At 68.2% G+C, this 19,097-nt stretch carries 17 protein-coding genes; 5 read left to right on the top strand and 12 right to left on the bottom strand.

All coding sequences use genetic code 11. The features are described 5' to 3' along the window. Positions 1–12 precede the first annotated feature (12 nt). The 8 genes from BM133_RS14475 to BM133_RS14435 form a co-directional block, all read right to left on the bottom strand. A complete protein-coding gene (locus tag BM133_RS14475) occupies positions 13–1,212 on the bottom strand; it encodes a hypothetical protein (protein ID WP_143100132.1) in 1,200 nt (399 codons plus the stop codon). A gap of 170 nt (positions 1,213–1,382) precedes the next feature. After that, on the bottom strand, positions 1,383–2,030 hold the full coding sequence (locus tag BM133_RS14470; protein WP_093434612.1) for a DUF3299 domain-containing protein: 648 nt from the start codon (positions 2,028–2,030) through the stop codon (positions 1,383–1,385). A gap of 3 nt (positions 2,031–2,033) precedes the next feature. Further along, the gene (locus BM133_RS14465; RefSeq protein ID WP_093434611.1) at positions 2,034–3,296 is read right to left on the bottom strand and encodes an ABC transporter permease; all 1,263 of its coding nucleotides are present in this window, start codon (positions 3,294–3,296) and stop codon (positions 2,034–2,036) included. Next, the gene (locus tag BM133_RS14460) at positions 3,293–4,039 is read right to left on the bottom strand and encodes an ABC transporter ATP-binding protein (protein WP_093434609.1); all 747 of its coding nucleotides are present in this window, start codon (positions 4,037–4,039) and stop codon (positions 3,293–3,295) included. Before BM133_RS14460 ends, BM133_RS14465 begins: the two co-directional genes overlap by 4 nt. 4 nt (positions 4,040–4,043) lie before the next feature. After that, entirely contained in the window at positions 4,044–4,622 is a 579-nt protein-coding gene (locus BM133_RS14455; RefSeq protein ID WP_093434608.1) for a DUF2796 domain-containing protein, read from the bottom strand. After that, positions 4,619–5,527 (bottom strand): sulfurtransferase, encoded by a 909-nt coding sequence (locus BM133_RS14450; protein ID WP_093434606.1) that lies wholly within the window; start codon positions 5,525–5,527, stop codon positions 4,619–4,621. Before BM133_RS14450 ends, BM133_RS14455 begins: the two co-directional genes overlap by 4 nt. Positions 5,528–5,553: 26 nt before the next feature. Continuing rightward, entirely contained in the window at positions 5,554–6,471 is a 918-nt protein-coding gene (locus BM133_RS14445; protein WP_093434605.1) for a DMT family transporter, read from the bottom strand. A 147-nt stretch (positions 6,472–6,618) separates the two neighbouring features. Continuing rightward, positions 6,619–7,758, bottom strand: coding sequence for an aromatic ring-hydroxylating oxygenase subunit alpha (locus BM133_RS14435; protein ID WP_093434603.1), 1,140 nt, complete (start codon positions 7,756–7,758; stop codon positions 6,619–6,621). A 388-nt stretch (positions 7,759–8,146) separates the two neighbouring features. Between BM133_RS14435 and xseB the strand changes: the two genes are divergently transcribed. The 4 genes from xseB to BM133_RS14415 all read left to right on the top strand — a co-directional run bounded on the left by xseB (position 8,147) and on the right by BM133_RS14415 (position 12,397). After that, on the top strand, positions 8,147–8,413 hold the full coding sequence (xseB, locus tag BM133_RS14430) for an exodeoxyribonuclease VII small subunit (protein ID WP_093434602.1): 267 nt from the start codon (positions 8,147–8,149) through the stop codon (positions 8,411–8,413). Continuing rightward, on the top strand, positions 8,410–9,324 hold the full coding sequence (locus BM133_RS14425) for a polyprenyl synthetase family protein (RefSeq protein WP_093434600.1): 915 nt from the start codon (positions 8,410–8,412) through the stop codon (positions 9,322–9,324). The genes xseB and BM133_RS14425 overlap by 4 nt, the downstream gene beginning before the upstream one ends. Positions 9,325–9,343: 19 nt before the next feature. Beyond that, positions 9,344–11,200 (top strand): 1-deoxy-D-xylulose-5-phosphate synthase, encoded by a 1,857-nt coding sequence (gene dxs / locus BM133_RS14420; RefSeq protein WP_093434599.1) that lies wholly within the window; start codon positions 9,344–9,346, stop codon positions 11,198–11,200. Between the two features lie 114 nt (positions 11,201–11,314). Continuing rightward, positions 11,315–12,397 carry a TRAP transporter substrate-binding protein gene (locus BM133_RS14415; protein WP_093434597.1) on the top strand — a complete coding sequence of 361 codons (1,083 nt, stop codon included), beginning with the start codon at positions 11,315–11,317 and terminating at the stop codon, positions 12,395–12,397. A gap of 116 nt (positions 12,398–12,513) precedes the next feature. On the opposite strand, the gene BM133_RS14410 is transcribed toward BM133_RS14415, so the two are convergent. Further along, on the bottom strand, positions 12,514–14,367 hold the full coding sequence (locus tag BM133_RS14410; RefSeq protein ID WP_093434596.1) for a TRAP transporter large permease: 1,854 nt from the start codon (positions 14,365–14,367) through the stop codon (positions 12,514–12,516). A gap of 26 nt (positions 14,368–14,393) precedes the next feature. Further along, positions 14,394–15,047: a TRAP transporter small permease subunit gene (locus BM133_RS14405; protein ID WP_093434594.1), complete on the bottom strand. Its 654-nt coding sequence runs from the start codon at positions 15,045–15,047 to the stop codon at positions 14,394–14,396. Positions 15,048–15,210: 163 nt separating this feature from the next. On the opposite strand from BM133_RS14405, the gene BM133_RS14400 reads away from it, so the two are divergent. Further along, the gene (locus BM133_RS14400) at positions 15,211–16,509 is read left to right on the top strand and encodes an SUMF1/EgtB/PvdO family nonheme iron enzyme (RefSeq protein WP_093434593.1); all 1,299 of its coding nucleotides are present in this window, start codon (positions 15,211–15,213) and stop codon (positions 16,507–16,509) included. A 27-nt stretch (positions 16,510–16,536) separates the two neighbouring features. Here the strand turns inward: BM133_RS14400 and BM133_RS14395 are convergent, their stop codons facing one another. Together BM133_RS14395 and BM133_RS14390 are read right to left on the bottom strand one after the other, a co-directional pair. Next, positions 16,537–18,246: a pectin acetylesterase-family hydrolase gene (locus BM133_RS14395; protein ID WP_093434591.1), complete on the bottom strand. Its 1,710-nt coding sequence runs from the start codon at positions 18,244–18,246 to the stop codon at positions 16,537–16,539. Between the two features lie 34 nt (positions 18,247–18,280). Next, on the bottom strand, positions 18,281–19,033 hold the full coding sequence (locus tag BM133_RS14390; RefSeq protein ID WP_093434590.1) for a hypothetical protein: 753 nt from the start codon (positions 19,031–19,033) through the stop codon (positions 18,281–18,283). Between the last annotated feature and the right edge of the window lie 64 nt (positions 19,034–19,097).

Here is a 19,097-nt window from a genome sequence, read left to right as displayed (position 1 = left end):
GGTGATCGCGGATCAACGCACGGGCGGCACCGTGATGCTCGCGGGTGCCATGAACAGCAGGTCGGGGCTCGCCGCATCGAGCAAGTGCCCGTGCACCGGCATGAAGTTCGTCAGGCCGCGGGCCATGACCAGATCGGCCATCTCCCTGTACTTGAAATCGGGCCCAACCCACAGCCGCATCTCGCCGCGCTGCACCTCGCCGGTCGAGGGCGAGGTCGGGCGCTCGAAGCTCAGCAGCGTGAGCAATTCGAGGATGAGCTCCGGGTCGTCGGGCTGGTCCACCAGGCCCGCGGGCAGCACGTACACGCGCAGGGGTTCGCGCAGGTCCTTGCCGTCTTCGCCGCGCACCTTCACCGTGACCTGGCGGAACTCCAGCGGCTTCTGGCCATTGACCATGCGCGCCTGCATGGCCTGCACCGGCCGGGAGGCGTCGGCGAGCTTCTGCAGCTCGGGCTCGCCGATGGGGCGCGTGGCGGCCTGCGCGTTGATCTGCTGCGCCACGCCGTTGGCATTGCGCAGGTAGTAGCGCGAGAGCGCGAGCTCGCGCGAAGGCAGCGCGGGCGCACGCTGCGCGACCAGCCGCGCGGTGCTGTCGACGCTGGCGAGCAGGTTGCGGTGCTGGTCGATGTCCACGGGGCGGCGGTAGGCGCTCGATGGCAGCTGCAGCGCCTTGGCCTGGATGAGGCTGGTGCGATCGACCTCGACGGCCGCCGTGTAGCGCGCGGCCTGCGCCATGTCGACACGCGCGCGGGGCTGCAACGCGGTGGCGGGCCGGCCCGTGGAAGCCTCGGGCACGAAGGCCGAGACGCGCGTCTGCGCCGGGATGCGGTTGGTGGTGGTGACCTGCGGGTTCATCGCGCGAAAGGCCTCGACCGTGGGCCGGTCGGCCACCACGCCGCGGCGCTCCAGGTACTGGTTCACCGTCTGCTGGCGCGGCACGATCTCGACCTGCCGGACGATGCCGGTGTCGGACGGCGGGCGCAGGGCCGAGGCTGCAGGCATATCGCGCTGGGATGGGCGCTGGGATGGGCGCTGGGGCGCCGACCATTGCGCGGCGGGCGGTGCGCGATCGGGGCTGCGTTCCAGCGGAATGGCGGTGGCGGCGCGGTCGGGGCGCGCCATGCGCGGGGCGGGCTGCGCGAGCGCATCGCCCAGGCTCGTTGCGAGCAGGGGCAAAAGCAGCAAGACAGGAATGACCGGCAGGACCCGCATGGCGCCTTCTCCATCTGGGACGACGCTGGCCAATCTAGGCGCGGAGGGCGCGCCGCGCATCCATCGAACGCGGGATGCGGCGCCGCCGTGCGTTGTAGGCACGGCCGGCGGCTAAGCCATCCGGCCTGTGCCTCGGGCGCGGATGAGGCCCTACGGCCTACAGGAGAGCGTTACTTCGCGCCGCCCGAGTACTTGGTGACGCTGCTGGCGCTCACGTGGTAGCCGCTCACGCCCATCATCGAATCGTTGCGCTGGGTCTGCAGCTTGCCGGTGACCCACACGGTGTCCATCGCGCGGAACTTGGCGCCCTTCTGCGGAATGACGTGCAGGATCTGGTTGGCCGGCGGCGGCGGCGTGTGGATGCAGGCGCCGAAGTAGGGCACCAGCAGGAACTCGGTGACCTCGCCCTTGGCCTCTTCGAGCGGCACGATGAAGCCGGGGATCTTGATCTCGGCGCCGTTCATCGCGGGATTGGTCGGCGCGTTGTTCGACACCTCCTGCATCTTCATGAGCATCTCGTTGGCGCGCGGGTCGCCGTCGTCCAGCGCGCTCAGGTCCATGCCCTTGAAGTCCTTGGCCGGGTCCCAGTCCTTGGGCACCAGTTCTTCCCAGGTGATCTGGCGCGGCTGGCCCGGCGTGCCCTTGGCCACGGCGGGTGCAGCAGGTGCAGCGGCCTTGCCGCCGAGCGGGTTCGATGCGGTGGTGTCCTTGGGCGCGGGCTCGGCGGCCCACGCTGCCGCTGCGAGGCCGGCGCCGGCCAGCAGCATTGAAAGGCGAGTGAAAGCCGTGATCGTGGAAGTCTTCTTTGCGATGCGCATGGTTCAAATCCTCGGTGAGAGGCCGTCCGCCAGTGAGAGCCGGTAGGCACGAATGCCGGGCAGGAGGCTTGCCAGCCAGCCTGCGACCAGCAGGCTCGCCATCAGCAGCCATTCGTTGAGTGTAGGTTCCGAGAGGCTCAGTGTCAGCCCGAACTGCGACTGCAGCCACGGCGAGAGGAGTGCGATGCCCAGCACCGCCATCACCACGCCCAAGGCCACGCCCAGCACGGTGACCATCGCGCCTTCGAGCGCGAGCAGCGCCAGCACGTGGCGCAGGCCCGCGCCCACGGCGCGCAGCACGGCCAGCTCGCGGCGCCGTTCGTTCAGGCCTGCCATCACCACGGAGACGAGACCCGCGAGGCTCACCAGCGCGACCAGCGCGGACATCAACAAGAGCGCGTTCTCGCCGATGCCGATCACGCTCCACAGCTCGTCCAGCGCCACGCCGGGGAGGATGGCCATCAGCGGCTCGCCGCTGTAGGTGGAAATCCAGCGCTGCACCCCGAACACCGCCGCGCGGTTCTTCAGGCCCACGAGCGCGGCCGTCACGTTCTTGGGCGTGAGGTCGAACTTGCGCACCTGCTCGGCGGGAATCTTCACGCCCGGCATCGGCGCGCCGCCCACCCATTCGAGGTGGATGGCTTCCATGGCCTCCAGGCCGATGTGCACCGTGCGGTCCACCGGCGTGCCGGTGCGCGCGAGCACGCCGACCACGGTGAAGGGCTTGTCGGCATGCTCGGCCACGTTGAGCTCGCCGCTGCCGTGCGCGAGCGTGATTTTCTGGCCCACGTGGTAGCCGAGCTTGTCGGCCACTTCGGCGCCCACCACCGCGTCGAAGAGGTCGCTGAAGGGCTTGCCTTCGCGCATCTTCAGCAGCTGCTTGTCGCCGTAGCGAAAGTGCGCGAAATACTCGGGCGAAGTGGCCAGCACCGCGAAGCCGCGGTGCGAATCGCCCAGCGACAGCGGCACGACCCAGTCCACGCCCTGGTGCGCGGCCAGCGCCTGCACGCTCTTCCACGAGATGTTGTTGGTGGCCGCGCCTATGCGAAACACCGAGTACAGCAGCAGTTGCGTGGAGCCGGTGCGCGCGCCGACGATGAGGTCGGTGCCCGAGACGGACGAGGCGAAGTTCTCGCGCAGCTCGGTGCGGATGCGTTCGACGCCGAGCAGCAGGAAGGTCGAGAGCGCGATCGAGAACACGGTGAGCGCCAACGTGAAACGCCGGTTCCACGCACTGCGCCATGCGATGGAGAAGAGCGCGTTCATGCGTCCACCGCCATCGCAGTAGAAGCTGCGCGATTGATCTCCGGCAGCAGCACATGCCGCGCAAAGCGCTGCGCGATGCGCTGGTCGTGGCTCACGAACACGAGCGCGCTGTGGTTCACGGCGCAGGCCGTCAGCAGCACGTCGAGAAAGGCCTCGCGCCGGTCTTCGTCGAGCGCGGACGTGGGCTCGTCGGCAATCACCACTTCAGGTTGCCCGATGAGCGCGCGCGCCGCGGCCACGCGCTGCTGCTGGCCCACCGAGAGCTGCAGCGCCTGGCGCTTCCAGAGGTTGCGGTCCAGGCCCATCTGGTCGAGCAGGTGCTCGGCCTCTTCACGCGAACTGCCGTTGCGCGCGGCCTGCGCTTCGCGCCGCGCCGAGAAGCGGCAGGGCAGCAGCACGTTGTCCAGCACGCTCAGGTAAGGCAAGAGGTTGAACTGCTGGAAGATGTAGCCCACATGGGCCACGCGGCTGCGGTCGCGCGCGGCGCCCGAGAGCTGCGACCAGTCGTGCCCCAGCAGCATGACGCGGCCTTCGTCGGCCACCAGCACGCCGGCCAGGAGCGACAGCAGCGTGCTCTTGCCGCAGCCGCTCGGGCCGTGCAGGAACACCGATTCGCCGGCGCTGATGCGGAAGGCCTCGATGTCGATGCACGGCGCTTTCACGCCGGGCCATGCGAAGCGCAGGGACTCGGCCGCGAGCACGACGCGCAAGGGCGTCGGGTCGGCCTGCGAAACGGTGCCCACAGTGCTACTTGCCCCAGCCAAGGCGTGCGGGCTGGGCCGCCTGCGCGCCGGCGGGGCGCTTGATCTGGCGCTTGAACTGGCCTTGTGCCGAGGCGATCTGCGAATCGATCTGGCGCAGGCCCTTGAACACGCTGAACAGGTTCAGGTCGATGAACTTCGCGGCGGCCGCGTTGGTGCAGTTGAAGGAGAAGGTGGCGTCCAGGTCCGCGTGGCCCACGGGCTCGCTCGGGTCGGGGTTGCCCAGGCCCAACGCGCCGGAGCGCAGGTCGACCGGGCCGAGCTTGCAGTTGGCGGCGGGGTCGATGGCGAAGAGCTTGTCGGCCGCGCGCAGCTGGGCGATGGCGGCTTCGACGGTGGCTTTTTCGGCATCGGTCTTCGGGGCGCGTTCGAAGCCGACGATGTTGTCCAGGGGCGACTCCATGTCGATCACCACGGTGGGGCCGTCGATGGCCACGTCCAGCTTCATCTGGCCGTGCACATGGGCGTGCTGCTGCTGGGCTTGCGCGGAAAGGAACGGGGCTGCAGCGAATGCTGCCGCGGCAATTGCGAGACCGGAGATGCGTCGGAGTCGGATGTGTTTCATGGTTCTGCGCCTTGCCGGGTCGGCAGCCCCGGCGTGTTGCTCCATTCGCTCCAGCTGCCGGCATAGAGCGCGGTCGTCCCGAGCCCGGCGATCTGCATCGCAAGCAGGTTGGGCACCGCGCTCACGCCGCTGCCGCATTGGTGGACGACTGTCGCCGCGTCGCGTCCCGCGAGCAGCGCTTCGAACTCGGCACGCAATTGCGATGCCGGCTTGAACTTGCCGTCGGGGCCGAGGTTCTCGGCGAAGGGCCGGTTCAGGGCCCCGGGGATGTGACCGGCAATCGGGTCCAGAGGTTCCACCTCGCCGCGATATCGTGCACCGGCCCGTGCGTCGATCAGCTGCTGGTCAGGCTGGCCGAGCCGATGCAACACGGTGTCGGTAGTCACGAGCCTGGCCAACGGCTCGCCCTGTACGAAATTCGACTGGAAGCGCGCGGGCTCCTCGCGGTCGGTCACCTCGCCGCCTGCTGCCTGCCAGGCCTGCAGGCCGCCGTCGAGCACGGCCACGGCGTCGTGGCCCATCCACTTGAGCATCCACCACAGGCGCCCGCAGTAGTTGGCGCCGTTGCGGTCGTACACCACGGCCTGCATGTCGTTGGAGAAGCCGATGCCCGAGAGCCAGGCCGCGAACTTCTCGCGGCTGGGCAGCGGGTGGCGACCGCCCGAGGCGGGCACGCCGTCTTCCTGCGCCACCACCACGTCGCCATGGGCGCCGGGCAGGCCGTGCTTCGCGCTCAGGTCGGTGTCCAGGTTGGCGTACAGCGCGCCGGGAATGTGGGCCGCCGCGTAGAGCTGCGGGCCAGCCTCGGGTTTCATGAGTTCGAAGCTGCAGTCGAACACCATGTGCGGCGTCTCGCTGTTGTGCAGTTGCTGGAGTTGTTCGACGCTGACGAGGGTGGTGTACATGGCGTGTTCTCCTTGGATGAGATGCTTCAGTGTTCTTCGGCCGGCGCCTTGGGCACCGCCCGCTGGCGCAGCACGGTGGCCGCGATGCCGCTCACGACGATGAGCGCCATGCCGGCCCAGCCGGTGGCATCGATGCGGTCGTCGAACACCACCACGCTGTAGAACGCCGCGAAGATGATGCCCGAGTACTGCAGGTTGGCCACCACGAGGGTGCCGGCTTCCGTCTTGGCCGTGGCGTAGGCGCGCGTCATGCAGAGTTGCCCGAGGGCGGCGAGCAGGCCGATGGGCAGCAGCCACAGCGCATGCTGCCACGTCCACGAACTGCCGCCCGAAAACCCGGTGGCGGCGGTGGCGAAGGCGCCGGCCACGGCCGAGCCGACCGCGAAATAGAACACCGTGCGCAGCTCGGGCTCGCCGATGCGCGAGAGCGCCACCACCTGCATGTAGGCGAAGGCGGCCGTGAGGCCCGACAGCAGGCCCAGCATGCCCGCGAAACCTTCGTTGCCGCTGACCGTGGGCTTGAGCATCAGCACCACGCCGATGAAGCCTGCGAGCACCGTCATCGCGAGCGCGCCCTGCAGCGGCGGGCGTGCCACGCGGCCGTCGCGGCCGGGCACCGGCACCCATGCGAGCAGCGCGCCGCCGATGAGGAAGGCCGCCACCCACACGCTGCTCATGTAGTTGAGCGTGACGGCGGTGGCCAGCGGCATGTGCGCGATGGCGTAGAACCATGCGCCCAGCGAGATCACGCCGATGGTGCTGCGCCAGGCGTGCATGCCGGGGTACTTGGTGGCGAGCGAGATGCGCATCTTGCGCGCGAGGAGCCAGAGAAAAATGATGCCGATGAGGCCTCGGCCCAGCACCATCTCGCCGCTGTTGAACCACTGCGAGGCCACCTTCACCACGACGCTCATCGTGGCAAACAAAAAGGCGCCGAGCACCATCCAGAGCGCTTGCACTATTGACTCTCCCCCAGGCTTCGCGCACTTCGTGTCGCTTCTCCTACCCCCTCACCGGGGGCACCACCTGCGGCCCGGCAAAGCCGGTTCCGCGGTGTTCCCAGAACACCCTTCGACGCGGCAGTCATCGACTCAGGTGCTCTGCATCGCGGCCTTGTACCACTCGTGGAACTGCTGCATGCCGTCTTCCATCGGGCTCTGGTACGGGCCGGTCTCGTTGTCGCCGCGCAGCATCAGCGCGCGGCGGCCGGCGTCCATGCGCTCGGCGATCTCGTCGTCTTCCACGCAGGTTTCCATGTAGGCGGCCTGCTGGGCCTCGACGAACTCGCGCTCGAAGGCGACGATTTCCTCGGGATAGAAGAACTCGACCATGTTGAGCGTCTTCGTCGGGCTCACCGGGTGCAGCGTCGACACGGTGAGCACGTGCGGATACCACTCGACCATCACGTGCGGGTAGTAGGTCAGCCAGATCGCGCCGTACTTGGGCGGCTTGCCGTCGCGGTACTTGAGCAACTGCTCCTGCCACTTCTGGTAGACCGGGCTGCCCGCGCGGCCGAGGCGGTTGGCCACGCCCACGGTCTGCACCGAATAGTTCTGGTTGAACTCCCAGCGCAGGTCGTCGCAGGTGACGAAGCTCCCGAGGCCCGGGTGGAACGGGCCGACGTGGTAGTCCTCCAGGTAGACCTCGATGAAGGTCTTCCAGTTGTAGTTGCACTCGTGCAGCTCGACGCGATCCAGCGCGTAGCCCGAGAAGTCGAGGTCGGCCTGCGGGCCCAGGCCGCGCATGTCCGCGGCCACGTCGCGGCCGGTGCCATCGGCGTTCTTCTCGAACAGGAGGCCGTTCCACTCGGTGAGCGGGTAGTTGTGCAGGTTCAGGCACGGGTCCTGGTCGAAATGCGGCGCACCGATCAGCGTGCCGGTGGTGCGCGCATCGCTCGCGGCGTAGGTCCAGCGGTGCAGCGGGCAGACGATGTTGCCGCCGGCCTGGTTGTCCAGCTGGCCGCGGCCCTGCAGGATCAGCGCCTGGCGGTGGCGGCACACGTTGGAGATCAGCTCCACGCCCTTGGGCGTATGGACCAGCGCGCGCCCCTGGTGCTCCTGGGGCAGGGTGTGGAAGTTGCCCATTTCGGGCACGGCGAGGCGATGGCCGACGTAGCGGGGCCCTCGCGAGAAAAGGTTTTGCATTTCGCGGGCGTACAAGGCCTCGTCGAAATACGCGGAAACTGGAAGTTGGCTCGCGGCCTGCTGCAGTTGAAGACTTAAATCAGACATGGAGGACCTGACCAAGCTCCCCACAGGGAGAAAAAAAGGAAATAACGGAAGGCGCCGTCTGGAAGGTTCAACGGCCCGAAGAGTGTGTTGGTTTGCCAACAAGAAGAGTTCGCATTGTACCCGGTGGGCATTTTTTGGCCCCCCGGCTTTTCACTGCGCTTCGCTGCGTGTAATTCGCCACCCCCCGAGGGGGAGGCGCGGCTCGCCTTGGGGCGGCCCGGCGGCGGCCGCATTTCATTTCGCCCCCCGGCTTTTCACTGCGCTTCGCTTCGTGTAATTCGCCACCCCCCGAGGGGGAGGCGCGGCTCGCCTTGGGGCGGCCCGGCGGCGGCCGCCGTCCGATTCGGTCCCCGTCCTAAAATGCCCCGTTTCACCCACGTTCCGTTGCATGCCCAAGGTGCCTTCCCCTTCCTCTTCCAGCCCGGCGGCCACGCCCGATACGGGGCCGTTGCCCGCCAGTTACGAAGCCGGGCTTCAGGAACTGGAGCAACTGGTCGCAGAACTCGAATCGGGCCAGTTGCCGCTGGACCAACTGCTGGGCAGCTACCAGCGCGGCGCCGCATTGCTCGCCTTCTGCCGCGACAAGCTGCAGGCGGTCGAAGACCAGATCAAGGTGCTCGACGCGGGCAGCCTGAAGGTCTGGACGGCCGAATGAGCGCGGCCACCATGACCGACTGGAATGCCGCCCGGCTCGCCGGCTGGAGCGAACCGCACCTGGCCCGCGTCGAAGCGGCGCTCTCGCGCTGGGTCGGCGTCGATTCGCCGGTGCTGCTGGGCGATGCGATGCGCTATGCGGTGCTCGACGGCGGCAAGCGGCTGCGGCCGCTCCTGGTGCTCGCGGCCAGCGAAGCGGTCGGCGGCAACGAAGCCGCCGCGCTGCGCGCGGCCTGCGCCACCGAACTGATCCACGCCTATTCGCTGGTGCACGACGACCTGCCCTGCATGGACAACGACGTGCTGCGCCGCGGCAAGCCCACGGTGCATGTGAAGTTCGGCGAGGCCGATGCGCTGCTCGCGGGCGATGCGCTGCAGGCGCTGGCCTTCGAGCTGCTCACGCCCGAGGGCGACGAGATTCCCGCGGCCACGCAGGCCACGCTGTGCCGCCTGCTCGCGCGCGCCGCGGGCAGCCAGGGCATGGCGGGCGGCCAGGCGATCGATCTCGCGAGCGTCGGCATCGCACTGAACGAAGCACAGCTGCGCGAAATGCACCGCCTGAAGACCGGCGCGCTGCTGCAGGGCAGTGTCGAGATGGGCGCCGCCTGCGGCCACGTGTCCACCGCCGCGCTGAAGGCGCTGTGCGAATACGGCGCGGCCATCGGTCTCGCATTCCAGGTGGTGGACGACATCCTGGACGTCACCGCCGATTCGCAAACCCTGGGCAAGACCGCCGGCAAGGATGCCGCCGCCGACAAGCCCACCTACGTGTCGCTGCTCGGCCTGGACGGCGCGCGCACGCAGGCCCGCCAACTGCTGGCCGATGCGCTCGCCGCCCTGGCCAGGAGCGGCCTGGCCGACACCGCCGCGTTGCGCGCGCTGGCCCACATGGTGGTCGACCGCCACCACTGAGAAAAGAACAACACTCCACATGGCTCCGCTGCTTCCCACTCTCCACGACCCCTCGCCGATCCGCCAGTACGACCGTGCACAGCTGCGGCAACTGTCCGACGAGGTGCGCGCCTGCGTGCTCGACAACGTCTCGCGCACCGGCGGCCACCTGAGCTCCAACCTCGGCACGGTCGAGTTGACGGTCGCGCTGCACCACGTGTTCAACACGCCGCACGACCGGCTGGTGTGGGACGTGGGCCACCAGACCTATCCGCACAAGATCCTCACCGGCCGGCGCGAGCGCATGCCCACGCTCAGGCAGATCGGCGGCATCTCGGGCTTTCCGCAGCGAAGCGAGAGCGAGTACGACACCTTCGGCACTGCGCACTCGTCCACCAGCATCTCGGCCGCGCTCGGCATGGCGATGGCCGCCAAGCAGAAGGGCGAAGACCGCTACACCGTGGCCATCATCGGCGACGGCGCATTGACGGCCGGCATGGCCTTCGAGGCGCTCAACAACGCGGGCGTGTGCGACTGCAAGCTCCTGGTGATCCTGAACGACAACGACATGTCGATCAGCCCGCCGGTGGGCGCGCTCAACCGCTATCTCGCGCAGCTGATGAGCGGCAATTTCTACGCCGCTGCCAAGAACGTGGGCAAGAGCGTGCTGCGCGCCGCGCCGCCGCTCTTCGAACTCGCCAAGCGCTTCGAGCAGCATGCCAAGGGCATGGTCGTGCCGGCGACGCTCTTCGAACAGTTCGGCTTCAACTACGTCGGCCCGATCGACGGCCACGACCTCGATTCGCTGGTGCCCACGCTGGAGAACCTGAAGCACCTGAGCGGCCCGCAGTTCCTGCACGTGGTCACGAAGAAGGGGCAGGGCTACAAGCTGGCCGAAGCCGATCCGGTGGCCTACCACGGGCCCGGCAAGTTCGATCCGCAGGTGGGCCTCGTCAAGTCCGCCGCGGTGGCCAAGCAGACCTTCACGCAGGTGTTCGGCCAGTGGCTGTGCGACACGGCCGCGCACGACGGCCGGCTCGTGGGCATCACGCCCGCGATGCGCGAAGGCTCGGGGCTCGTGGAGTTCGAGCAGCGCTTTCCCGATCGCTATTACGACGTCGGCATCGCCGAGCAGCACGCGGTGACTTTCGCGGCGGGCCTCGCATGCGAAGGCCTCAAGCCCGTGGTCGCGATCTACTCGACCTTTTTGCAGCGCGCCTACGATCAGCTGATCCACGACGTCGCGATCCAGAACCTGCCGGTGGTGTTCGCGCTCGACCGCGCGGGCCTCGTGGGCGCCGACGGTGCCACGCACGCGGGTGCCTACGACATCCCGTTCCTGCGCTGCATTCCCAACATGAGCATCGCCTGCCCCGCGGACGAACGCGAGTTGCGCCAATTGCTCACGAGCGCCTACGAGCAGAACCATCCAGTGGCCGTGCGCTACCCGCGCGGCGCGGGTGCCGGCGTCGCGCCGCACCTCACGCTCGCCGGGCTGCCGCTCGGCAAGGGCGAAGTGCGCCGCGAAGGCAAGCGCATCGCGATCCTCGCGTTCGGTTCGCTCCTGTATCCCGCGCTCACCGCAGCCGAATCGCTCGATGCGACGGTGGTCAACATGCGCTGGGCCAAGCCGCTGGACGTCGAACTGCTGCTGAAGGTGGCGGGCACGCACGATGCCATCGTCACGCTCGAAGAGGGCGCCACCATGGGCGGCGCGGGCAGTGCGGTGCTCGAGGCATTGCAGGCGGCCAACGTGCAAAAGCCCGTGCTGCAGCTGGGCCTGCCCGACCGCTTCGTCGAACACGGCGATCCGGCCAAGCTGCTCGCATCGATCGGGCTCGATGCAGCGGGCATTGCGGCATCGATCACGCAACGCTTCGGCGCCGTCGCAGGGTAAACCCCCGCCGGACGCCTGTAAGGCGGTTTTTACAATCAAGAAGACTTATACAAAAGTCCCCAACGCGGCCACAAGCCGCGTTTCGTTTTTTTCAAAAGAACCCGGAGTGAATCAATGGATCGTCGTTCCCTCATCAAAAACGCTGGCATCGCCGGCGTTTTGGCCGCCGGCATTGCACCCGCCGTGCATGCGCAGGCAGCAGTGCGCTGGCGCCTCGCGTCGAGCTTCCCTCGCTCGCTCGACACGATTTTCGGCAGCGCTGAAATGCTCTCCAAGACCGTCAAGGCGCTGTCGGGCGGCAAGTTCGAGATTTCGGCCCACCCCGCCGGCGAACTGATGCCCGCGTTCGGCGTCGTCGACGCGCTGCAGGGCGACACGCTCGAGATGGCGCAGACCGCCGCCTACTACTTCACCGGCAAGGACCCGATCTTCGCGTTCAGCTGCGCCGTGCCCTTCGGCCTGACCGCGCGCCAGACCGATTCGTGGAAAGAGTACGGCAACGGCCGCAAGCTCCTGGACGCCTTCTTCGCGCAGTACAACTTCCGTACCGCCAGCGCCGGCAACACCGGCACGCAGATGGGCGGCTGGTACCGCAAGGAAATCAAGGCGGTCGAAGACCTGAAGGGCCTGAAGATGCGCATGGGCGGCGGCGTGTTCGGCGAGGCCATGGCCAAGCTGGGCGTGGTGTCGCAGAACATGCCCGCCGGCGATGTGTACCAGGCGCTCGAGAAGGGCACGCTGGACGCCGCCGAGTTCGTCGGCCCGTACGACGACGAGAAGCTGGGCTTCAACAAGGTTGCGCCGTACTACTACTACCCCGGCTGGTGGGAAGGCGGCGCCGACCTGGAGTTCTTCATCAACAACAAGGCCTGGGCCAAGCTGTCGGACGAGAACAAGGCCATCCTGGATGCGGCCACCAAGGTTGCCGCGCGCGACATGATCGCCAAGTACGACGCCTTCAACCCGCTCGCGATCAAGCGCCTCGTGGCCGCCAAGACGCAGCTCAAGCCGTTCCCCAAGGCCGTGATGGACGCGGGCTTCAAGGCCTCGATGGAAGTGTTCGCCGAGCACGAAGCCAAGTCGGCCGACTTCAAGAAGATCCACCAGGACATGCGCGCCTTCCAGCGCGACCAGATCCTGTGGAACCGCTTCTCGGAGTACCCGTTCAACCAGTACATGAACTCGGTCAAGATCTGACGCGACGCGCTGCCGCCGGCTTGTCGGCGGCACGCGGCAAAAAGGCCGGTCTGCTTTCGCGGACCGGCCTTTTTTCATGGGGCCTGCCTCCTGGGGGAGGAGGCTCCGTTCAGTGCTCAGGGCTTGGGGTTCTGCGCCTTGAGCGCGTCCTGCATCGCCTTCATCGGATCGCTCTCGGTGCTTTCCGCCGACGGTTCCGGCACCGCGGGCGCGGCACCTGGAGCGGCACCTGGAGCGGCGTCCGGCTCGGTTTTCGGCGCTGCGCCCGGTGCGGCCTCCTCGGGGCCGCCATAGGGATCGGTGGGCGTCGCGCCCTCGTCGGACTTCAGGCTGTCGCGCATCTGCGCGCCGATGTCGTCCAGGTTGACCTTGACCTCCTTGTCCAGGCTGCCGGTCACGATCTGCGGGAACGCGATGAGGATGCCCACCATGGTGAGCTGGATCAGCACGAACGGGATCGCGCCCTTGTAGATCTGCATCGTGGTGACGGGCTCCATGACCTTCTGGGTCACGCGGTCCACATACTGCTTCTCGGGTGCGACCGAGCGCAGGAAGAACAGCGCGAAACCGAAGGGCGGATGCATGAACGAGGTCTGCATGTTCACTGCGAGCAGCACGCCGAACCAGATCAGGTCGATGCCCAGCTTGTGCGCCACCGGCGCCAGGAGCGGCACCACGATGAACGACAGCTCGAAGTAGTCGAGGAAGAACGCCAGGAAGAACACCAGCACGTTCACCGCGATCAGGAAGCCCACCGGGCCGCCGGGCAGCGACGACAGCAGGTGCTCCACCCAGATCGGGCCATCGGCGGCCTGGAACACCAGGCTGAACACTGTGGCGCCGATCAGGATGAACATCACGAAGCTGGACAGCCGCGTGGTCGAGCCCAGCGCCTGCTTGAGCAGCGAGAAGCTCATGCGCCGGCGGACCCAGGCCATGACCAGCGCGCCCATGGCGCCCATCGCCCCGCCTTCGGTGGGCGTGGCCACGCCCAGGAAGATGGTGCCCAGCACCAGGAAGATCAGCAGCAGCGGCGGAATCAGCACGAAGGTGACCCGCTCGGCCAGGCGCGACAGCAGGTTGAGCTTCAGGCCCTTGTTGATGAGAGCGATCACCAGCGCCACGAACACGCCGCCGCACATGGCCACCACGACTTTTTCGTCGGTCGCCACGAAGGTCACTTCACGGCCCTGGAACCAGGTGTGCACGGCCTCCATGTTGCGCGCGAGGATCACGGCCACGACCGCCGACAGCGCGGTGATGCCCACCAGCGAGGTGTAGCCGCCGCTGCCATCGGGCTCGCGGAAGGTGCGTGCCTCGGGCGGCAGCGCGGGCACCTGCGTGGGCTTGAAGATCGCCAGGAACACCACGTACAGCACGTACAGGCCCATCAGCATGAAGCCGGGCAGGAAGGCGCCCTTGTACATGTCGCCGACGCTCTTGCCGAGCTGGTCGGCCATGATGATCAGCACCAGCGAGGGCGGAATGATCTGCGCCAGCGTGCCCGAGGCGGCGATGACGCCGCTGGAAAGGCGCCGGTCGTAGCCGTAGCGCAGCATGATCGGCAGCGAGATCAGGCCCATCGAGATGACCGAGGCCGCCACCACGCCGGTGGTGGCCGCCAGCAGCGCGCCGACGAAGATCACCGCCAGGGCGAGGCCGCCGCGCATCGGACCGAAGACCTGGCCGACGGTGTCCAGCAGGTCCTCGGCCATGCCGCTGCGCTCCAGGACGAGCCCCATGAGCGTGAAGAAGGGAACGGCCAGCAGTGTGTCGTTGGCCATGATGCCGATCAGCCGCTGCGGCAGCCAGGCCATCACCGACGACTGGAACACGCCCAGCTCGATGCCGACGAAACCGAAGAAGAGGCCGCAGGCCCCGAGGCTGAACGCCACCGGGAAACCCAGCAGCAGGAAGCAGATGAGCCCCGCGAACATGATCGGGGCGAAGTTGGCGACGATGAATTCCATGGTGTTTTTTTCTGGCGCCCGGCGGTTCAGTGTTGCGGCTTGGGCGTCGCGCCCGTGCCCGTGCCTGCTGCAGCAGCAGCGGCCGCCTTGGCGGCGTCCGCCTCGGCCTGCAGGCGCAGCGCTTCGATGAGTTCGGCCTCGGCCGTCTTGTCGGTCAGCCGGCCCATCGGGTCGGGGCCCTGGCCGCGCAGGAAGGCGATGCGCTTGATCAGCTCCGACCAGCCCTGCAGCAGCAGCAGCGTGAAGCCGAACGGCAACGCCGCCCACACGGGCCAGCGGATCAAGCCGCCCGAGTTGCCCGACATCTCGCCCGACTGGTACATCTGGATCACCACGGGCATCGACAGGTAGAGCACCGTCAGGCACAGCGGCGTGAGGAAGAACGCGAAGCCGAGGATGTCGATCCACACCTGCTTGCGCTTGGACAGGCGGCTGTTGAGCACGTCGATGCGCACGTGCTCCCGATGCAGCAGCGTGTAGCCGGCGGCGATCAGGAAGGACCAGGCAAACAGGTACCACTGCACTTCGAGGAAGGCGTTGGAACTGGTGTTGAAGACCTTGCGCACGATCGCGTTGAGGGCGCTGATCGCCGTGGCGGCCAGGATGAGCCAGATGGCGTATTTGCCCACTTGGGCGTTGAGCCAGTCGATGGCCCGGGACAGCTTGAGCAAGCCTTGCATTACGTCTCCATTTTTGTATTGGATGCCCCAGATACGAAGGCACCCGACGCGCTGGCCTTGTGTGCCAGCGGGTCGGGTGCGTGAGGCGGTGCGGATTCTATCGGTGTACTGGAAAAGTTCCTTGAGGGCGTACCCAGGGGCTGCGGCTGGTCATAATGCCGTCATGGCCCAGACACCGAGACGCACCTCGTCTGCCGCCGGGGCGGCGCCGCATTCCATCGATTCGCCCGACATGTGCCGCGCTGGCCGCGACCTGCTCTCGCTGGCCCTGATCGACGCGCGCAACCACACGCTTCACCTGCTGACCCTGTACGAAGAGGCGCTGGGCTCCGAGGCCCTCGCCGTGCCGCCCGTGCCCGAGGACGAAGGCGTGGTGCCCCCGGTGTGGCTGGCTGGGCACATCGGCTGGTTCGCGGAATGGTGGATCGGCCGCAACACGCAGCGCGCCTTCGGCATCGACTGCCCGGTGCGGCCCACGCGGCTGGCGGCCATCGAGCCGAGCGCCGACGACTGGTGGAACCCGGCGCAGAGCGCGCCCGGCCGCCGCTGGTCGGCCGACCTGCCGTATCTCGGCCAGACCAAGGCCTACCTGCTCGAAACGCTGGAGAGCACGCTCGAGCTGCTCGAGCACGCGGCCGAGACCGATGCGGGCCTGTACTTCTATCGCCTCGCGCTGTTCCACGAAGACCTGCGCGGCGAGCAGTTCGTGGTGATGGCGCAGACGCTCGGGCTGCCCCTGGGCATCGAGCAGGCGCCCATCGCCGTCACGCACGAGCCGCTCCTGGTGCCCGCCACGCGCTGGGAGCTGGGCCTGTCCGGGAGCGGCTTTGCCTTTGCGCAGGAGCGCGCCGCGCACCGCATCGACGTGCCCGAGTTCGAGATCGATGCGCAACCGGTCACCTGGAACCAGTACATCGAATTCGTCGACGACGGTGGCTACGACCGCGAGGAGCTGTGGCAGGCCGAGGGCTGGCGCTGGCTGGCCGCGCAGGTGGAGGGACGGCGCGGGCCGCGCCATGTCGAGCAGATCGGCGCGGCGCGCAACGGCACCGGCGGCTCGGTGCTGCAGCACCGCTTCGGCGTCACGGTGCGCGCGGCAGGGCACCACAGCGCCGTGCACCTGAGCTGGTGGGAGGCCGACGCCTGGGCGCGCTGGGCGGGGCGCCGCATCGCGACCGAGGTCGAGTGGGAGATCGCGGCGCACACCGCGGCGCGGCGCGGCTTCCGCTGGGCCGACGTGCACGAGTGGACCGCGGGCACGCTGCAGCCGTGGCCGGGGTTCCGCGCCGATCCGTGGAGCGCGGGCGGCGAGTTCGATCCGGTGGCCGCCTTCGGCCGTGCGCGTGTGTTGCGCGGCGCATCGTTCGCCACGCGTGCGCGGCTTCGTTCGCCGCGCCGCCGGGGCTTCGCGCTGCCGGAGCGCGACGACGGCTTCTTCGGTTTTCGCACCTGCAGCCTTTGACGCGCCTCGCGCCCGGCCTGGCGCCGGTCAGCCGAACACGTTGAACAGCGACAGCAGCCAGCCCGCCACCCCGGCCAGGTTCAGCGGCTCGGCCTTCTCCGGGCCCACTTCCTTCAGCACGGGCTCCGCCTCCAGGCTGTTGGCGCTCAGCAGGTTGTTCAGGAAGTGCCCCACATCGCCGTCGAAGGCCGGCTGGATGCGGCCGCCGTCGTCGCGCATGTTCGCGGCGCGCGAGGTCTCGGTGCCCGCGAAGGTCAGCGCCGTCGTGACGTGGCTGCCGATCACGAGGTACCGCGACCACGGCATGTAGTAGCCGAAGTTGGGCAGCGGACCGAGGTTCGCGCGCACCAGGTCCAGCTCCTTGTGAAAGAGCTCGAGCTTGGCATCGCGCAGCGCCGAGCCCTCCAGGCCTGCGACCTCGGCGTTCTGCGCCCCGACGAAGAAGAAGCGCGAGATGACCTGGTCCTGCTGGAAGCTCGCGAGCCCGAAGCGGTCGTCGGGGTAGCGCCTGGACAGCAGCGTGCTGAAGCTGCCGGTGTCGCCGCCGGTGGCCTTGGTGATGTTGAGCTTCTTGCCCGTCGTCTTCTCCCACCGCGCGATCACGCCGCTGGCCTGCTCGGCGTATTCGGGGTGGCCGGGGACGCGGATGTCGGCCGCCAGCGGCTGCTGGAAGAAGCCCCATGTGTGGGCCGCCAGTTGCCAGAACTTGGCGGCGGGCGTCTTCTCCAGGTCGGCCGGCGAGATGGTTTCGCCCGCGTTGTAGACCGGTGCCGTCAGCAGCGGGCCCGAGTCGTTGAGCAGCGCGACGCGCGTCTTCTCGCCGGCGAGCGCCTGCCGGATCATCGGGTAGTTGAACTGCGCCGAATAGCCGCCCGCGCTGCCGCCGTAGACCAGCAGTTGCTGCAGGTAGCCCTTGTCCGAGAGGCTCTGGGTGAACTTGTTGTCCTGCAGGAACCTCATGGCCGCGCGCACGTTGTTCAGGCCGTTGAAGTTGACGTACTTGGTCTTGGTCGCATCGTCGGGCGCGGCCGGATCGTTGAACGACCTGAAGCTCGCGCCGGCGGAGACGTCGCCCGTGCAGTACGGAAAGACCACCTTCGTCCACTTCTGCGTTTCAGGCGCCGTGGTCGTCTGCCAGAGGCGCCCCCACCAGCCGTCGTCCAGCTTGCCCGAGCCTCGCCCGAAGAGAAGGCGCGCGGCCGCCTCGACCAGGAAGGTGTTGCCCTCCAGCACCGGCGAGATCAACTGCGGCGCGGTGTTGGAGACGATGCCGTTGCCCTGGATGTAGCCCGAGGGCAGCCCGTCCGGATTGGCCGCGCCGAGGTCGGCGCCGGGGCGGCACGAGTCGAAGTTCCAGCAGGCGCCGCCGCCCTCGAAGTCGACCAGCACCTTGTCGCGCATGCCGGCATCGGAGGAGACCTTGTAGTACATGCGGTAGGGCGTTCCGTTCATGCACGATGCGCCCGAGCTCGCGGGGAAGGTGTATTCGACCCAGGTGTCCAGGTCGGCCGACCAGTTGGGTCCCGCGGCGGGAACGATGGCCTGCCCGGGCTTGGCGCTGTTCACCAGGCCCGCGTTGTACTTGCGCGTGGCTTCGTCGATGAAGGCCTGCGCATCGGCGCGGCTGCTTTGCGTGGCGCCTTCCTGCGCGGGCGGCGGCGCGCTGCTGGCCGCGCCCATCGAGAGCGACAAGGCCAGTGCGGCCGCGACGCTCCAGAAAACTCGTGTCGGATTCATGTTGTGTGGCTCCTGATTTTTTGCGATGAAGGATTCAGTAGTGGCGGCTTCTGATCTCGAACTCTCTTTGCGCCATCACCCGCTGCCGCTCCTCGGGGTCCTGCACGGCAGCCTGCACTTCGCTGGCCATCTGGTTCCTGGCCTGCGTGTAGCTCTGGTAGCGGGGCTCGGAGGTGGGCTCCGGCCCCAGCATCTGCCGGGCGTGCGATTGCAGCGACCCGGTCAGCCTTTTCGTGAGCTCGTCCCGGATCGCGGGGTCCGACTCTCCGATCTGGATCAGCGCCCGGGTGGAGGCGATGGCCTCCACGGGCAGGATCTCGCCGTTGGCAACGTGTCGGGGCATCTGGTCCACGATCGCGTAGGACTCCGCGCGCCGCTCCTCGTCGCTCAGTGTCGGCAGCACCCTGGCGAGGGTGTCCATGCGGTCCCTGAACCGCGCGAGCGCGACGATGCGCTCCACCTCCTGCGCCACGTCCTTGCCGGTGCCGGCCAGGTCGCGCCGAAGCTGCACGATGTCCAGGCCTCGTTCCCGCGCACCGGCCGAGGTGAGGTAGGGCGATGCACCGGGCGCGAAAGCGGTATAGCCGGCAGCGCGCCTGGCGAGCACGACGCCTTCCCGGGTCGTCGCCGGTGCTTGCGAAGCGGCCGGTGCCGCCGCGTTGGCCGATGGGCCGGCCGCGGCGGCATGGCTGTCGGTGTCGGCGAGAAAAAGCCAGGCGCCGAGCGCCGTCAGCAGGGCTGCGGCGCCCAGTCCGAGCCTGGCGGGTGTCGATAAGCGGGAGCGCACGGGGAACCTCTCTTGTCTCTTGTCTTCTTCGTTTCCGTCACCCGGGAAGCGTAGACAGGGACAG

Source organism: Variovorax sp. 770b2 (assembly GCF_900115685.1).
Taxonomy (GTDB): domain Bacteria; phylum Pseudomonadota; class Gammaproteobacteria; order Burkholderiales; family Burkholderiaceae_C; genus Variovorax.
Note: the sequence above shows the minus strand (reverse complement) of the source record. Positions and strands in the feature narration are given on the sequence as shown.

Excerpts from the sequence above, each read along its gene's own strand:
- BM133_RS14435 (WP_093434603.1), bottom strand. The coding sequence starts at position 7,758 with ATGTCTGATTTAAGTCTTCAACTGCAGCAGGCCGCGAGCCAACTTCCA.
- BM133_RS14450 (WP_093434606.1), bottom strand. The coding sequence starts at position 5,527 with ATGTACACCACCCTCGTCAGCGTCGAACAACTCCAGCAACTGCACAAC.
- xseB (WP_093434602.1), top strand. The coding sequence starts at position 8,147 with ATGCCCAAGGTGCCTTCCCCTTCCTCTTCCAGCCCGGCGGCCACGCCC.
- BM133_RS14410 (WP_093434596.1), bottom strand. The coding sequence starts at position 14,367 with ATGGAATTCATCGTCGCCAACTTCGCCCCGATCATGTTCGCGGGGCTC.
- BM133_RS14405 (WP_093434594.1), bottom strand. The coding sequence starts at position 15,047 with ATGCAAGGCTTGCTCAAGCTGTCCCGGGCCATCGACTGGCTCAACGCC.
- BM133_RS14475 (WP_143100132.1), bottom strand. The coding sequence starts at position 1,212 with ATGCGGGTCCTGCCGGTCATTCCTGTCTTGCTGCTTTTGCCCCTGCTC.
- BM133_RS14400 (WP_093434593.1), top strand. The coding sequence starts at position 15,211 with ATGGCCCAGACACCGAGACGCACCTCGTCTGCCGCCGGGGCGGCGCCG.
- BM133_RS14455 (WP_093434608.1), bottom strand. The coding sequence starts at position 4,622 with ATGAAACACATCCGACTCCGACGCATCTCCGGTCTCGCAATTGCCGCG.
- dxs (WP_093434599.1), top strand. The coding sequence starts at position 9,344 with ATGGCTCCGCTGCTTCCCACTCTCCACGACCCCTCGCCGATCCGCCAG.
- BM133_RS14425 (WP_093434600.1), top strand. The coding sequence starts at position 8,410 with ATGAGCGCGGCCACCATGACCGACTGGAATGCCGCCCGGCTCGCCGGC.
- BM133_RS14415 (WP_093434597.1), top strand. The coding sequence starts at position 11,315 with ATGGATCGTCGTTCCCTCATCAAAAACGCTGGCATCGCCGGCGTTTTG.
- BM133_RS14445 (WP_093434605.1), bottom strand. The coding sequence starts at position 6,471 with ATGGTGCTCGGCGCCTTTTTGTTTGCCACGATGAGCGTCGTGGTGAAG.
- BM133_RS14470 (WP_093434612.1), bottom strand. The coding sequence starts at position 2,030 with ATGCGCATCGCAAAGAAGACTTCCACGATCACGGCTTTCACTCGCCTT.
- BM133_RS14465 (WP_093434611.1), bottom strand. The coding sequence starts at position 3,296 with ATGAACGCGCTCTTCTCCATCGCATGGCGCAGTGCGTGGAACCGGCGT.
- BM133_RS14395 (WP_093434591.1), bottom strand. The coding sequence starts at position 18,246 with ATGAATCCGACACGAGTTTTCTGGAGCGTCGCGGCCGCACTGGCCTTG.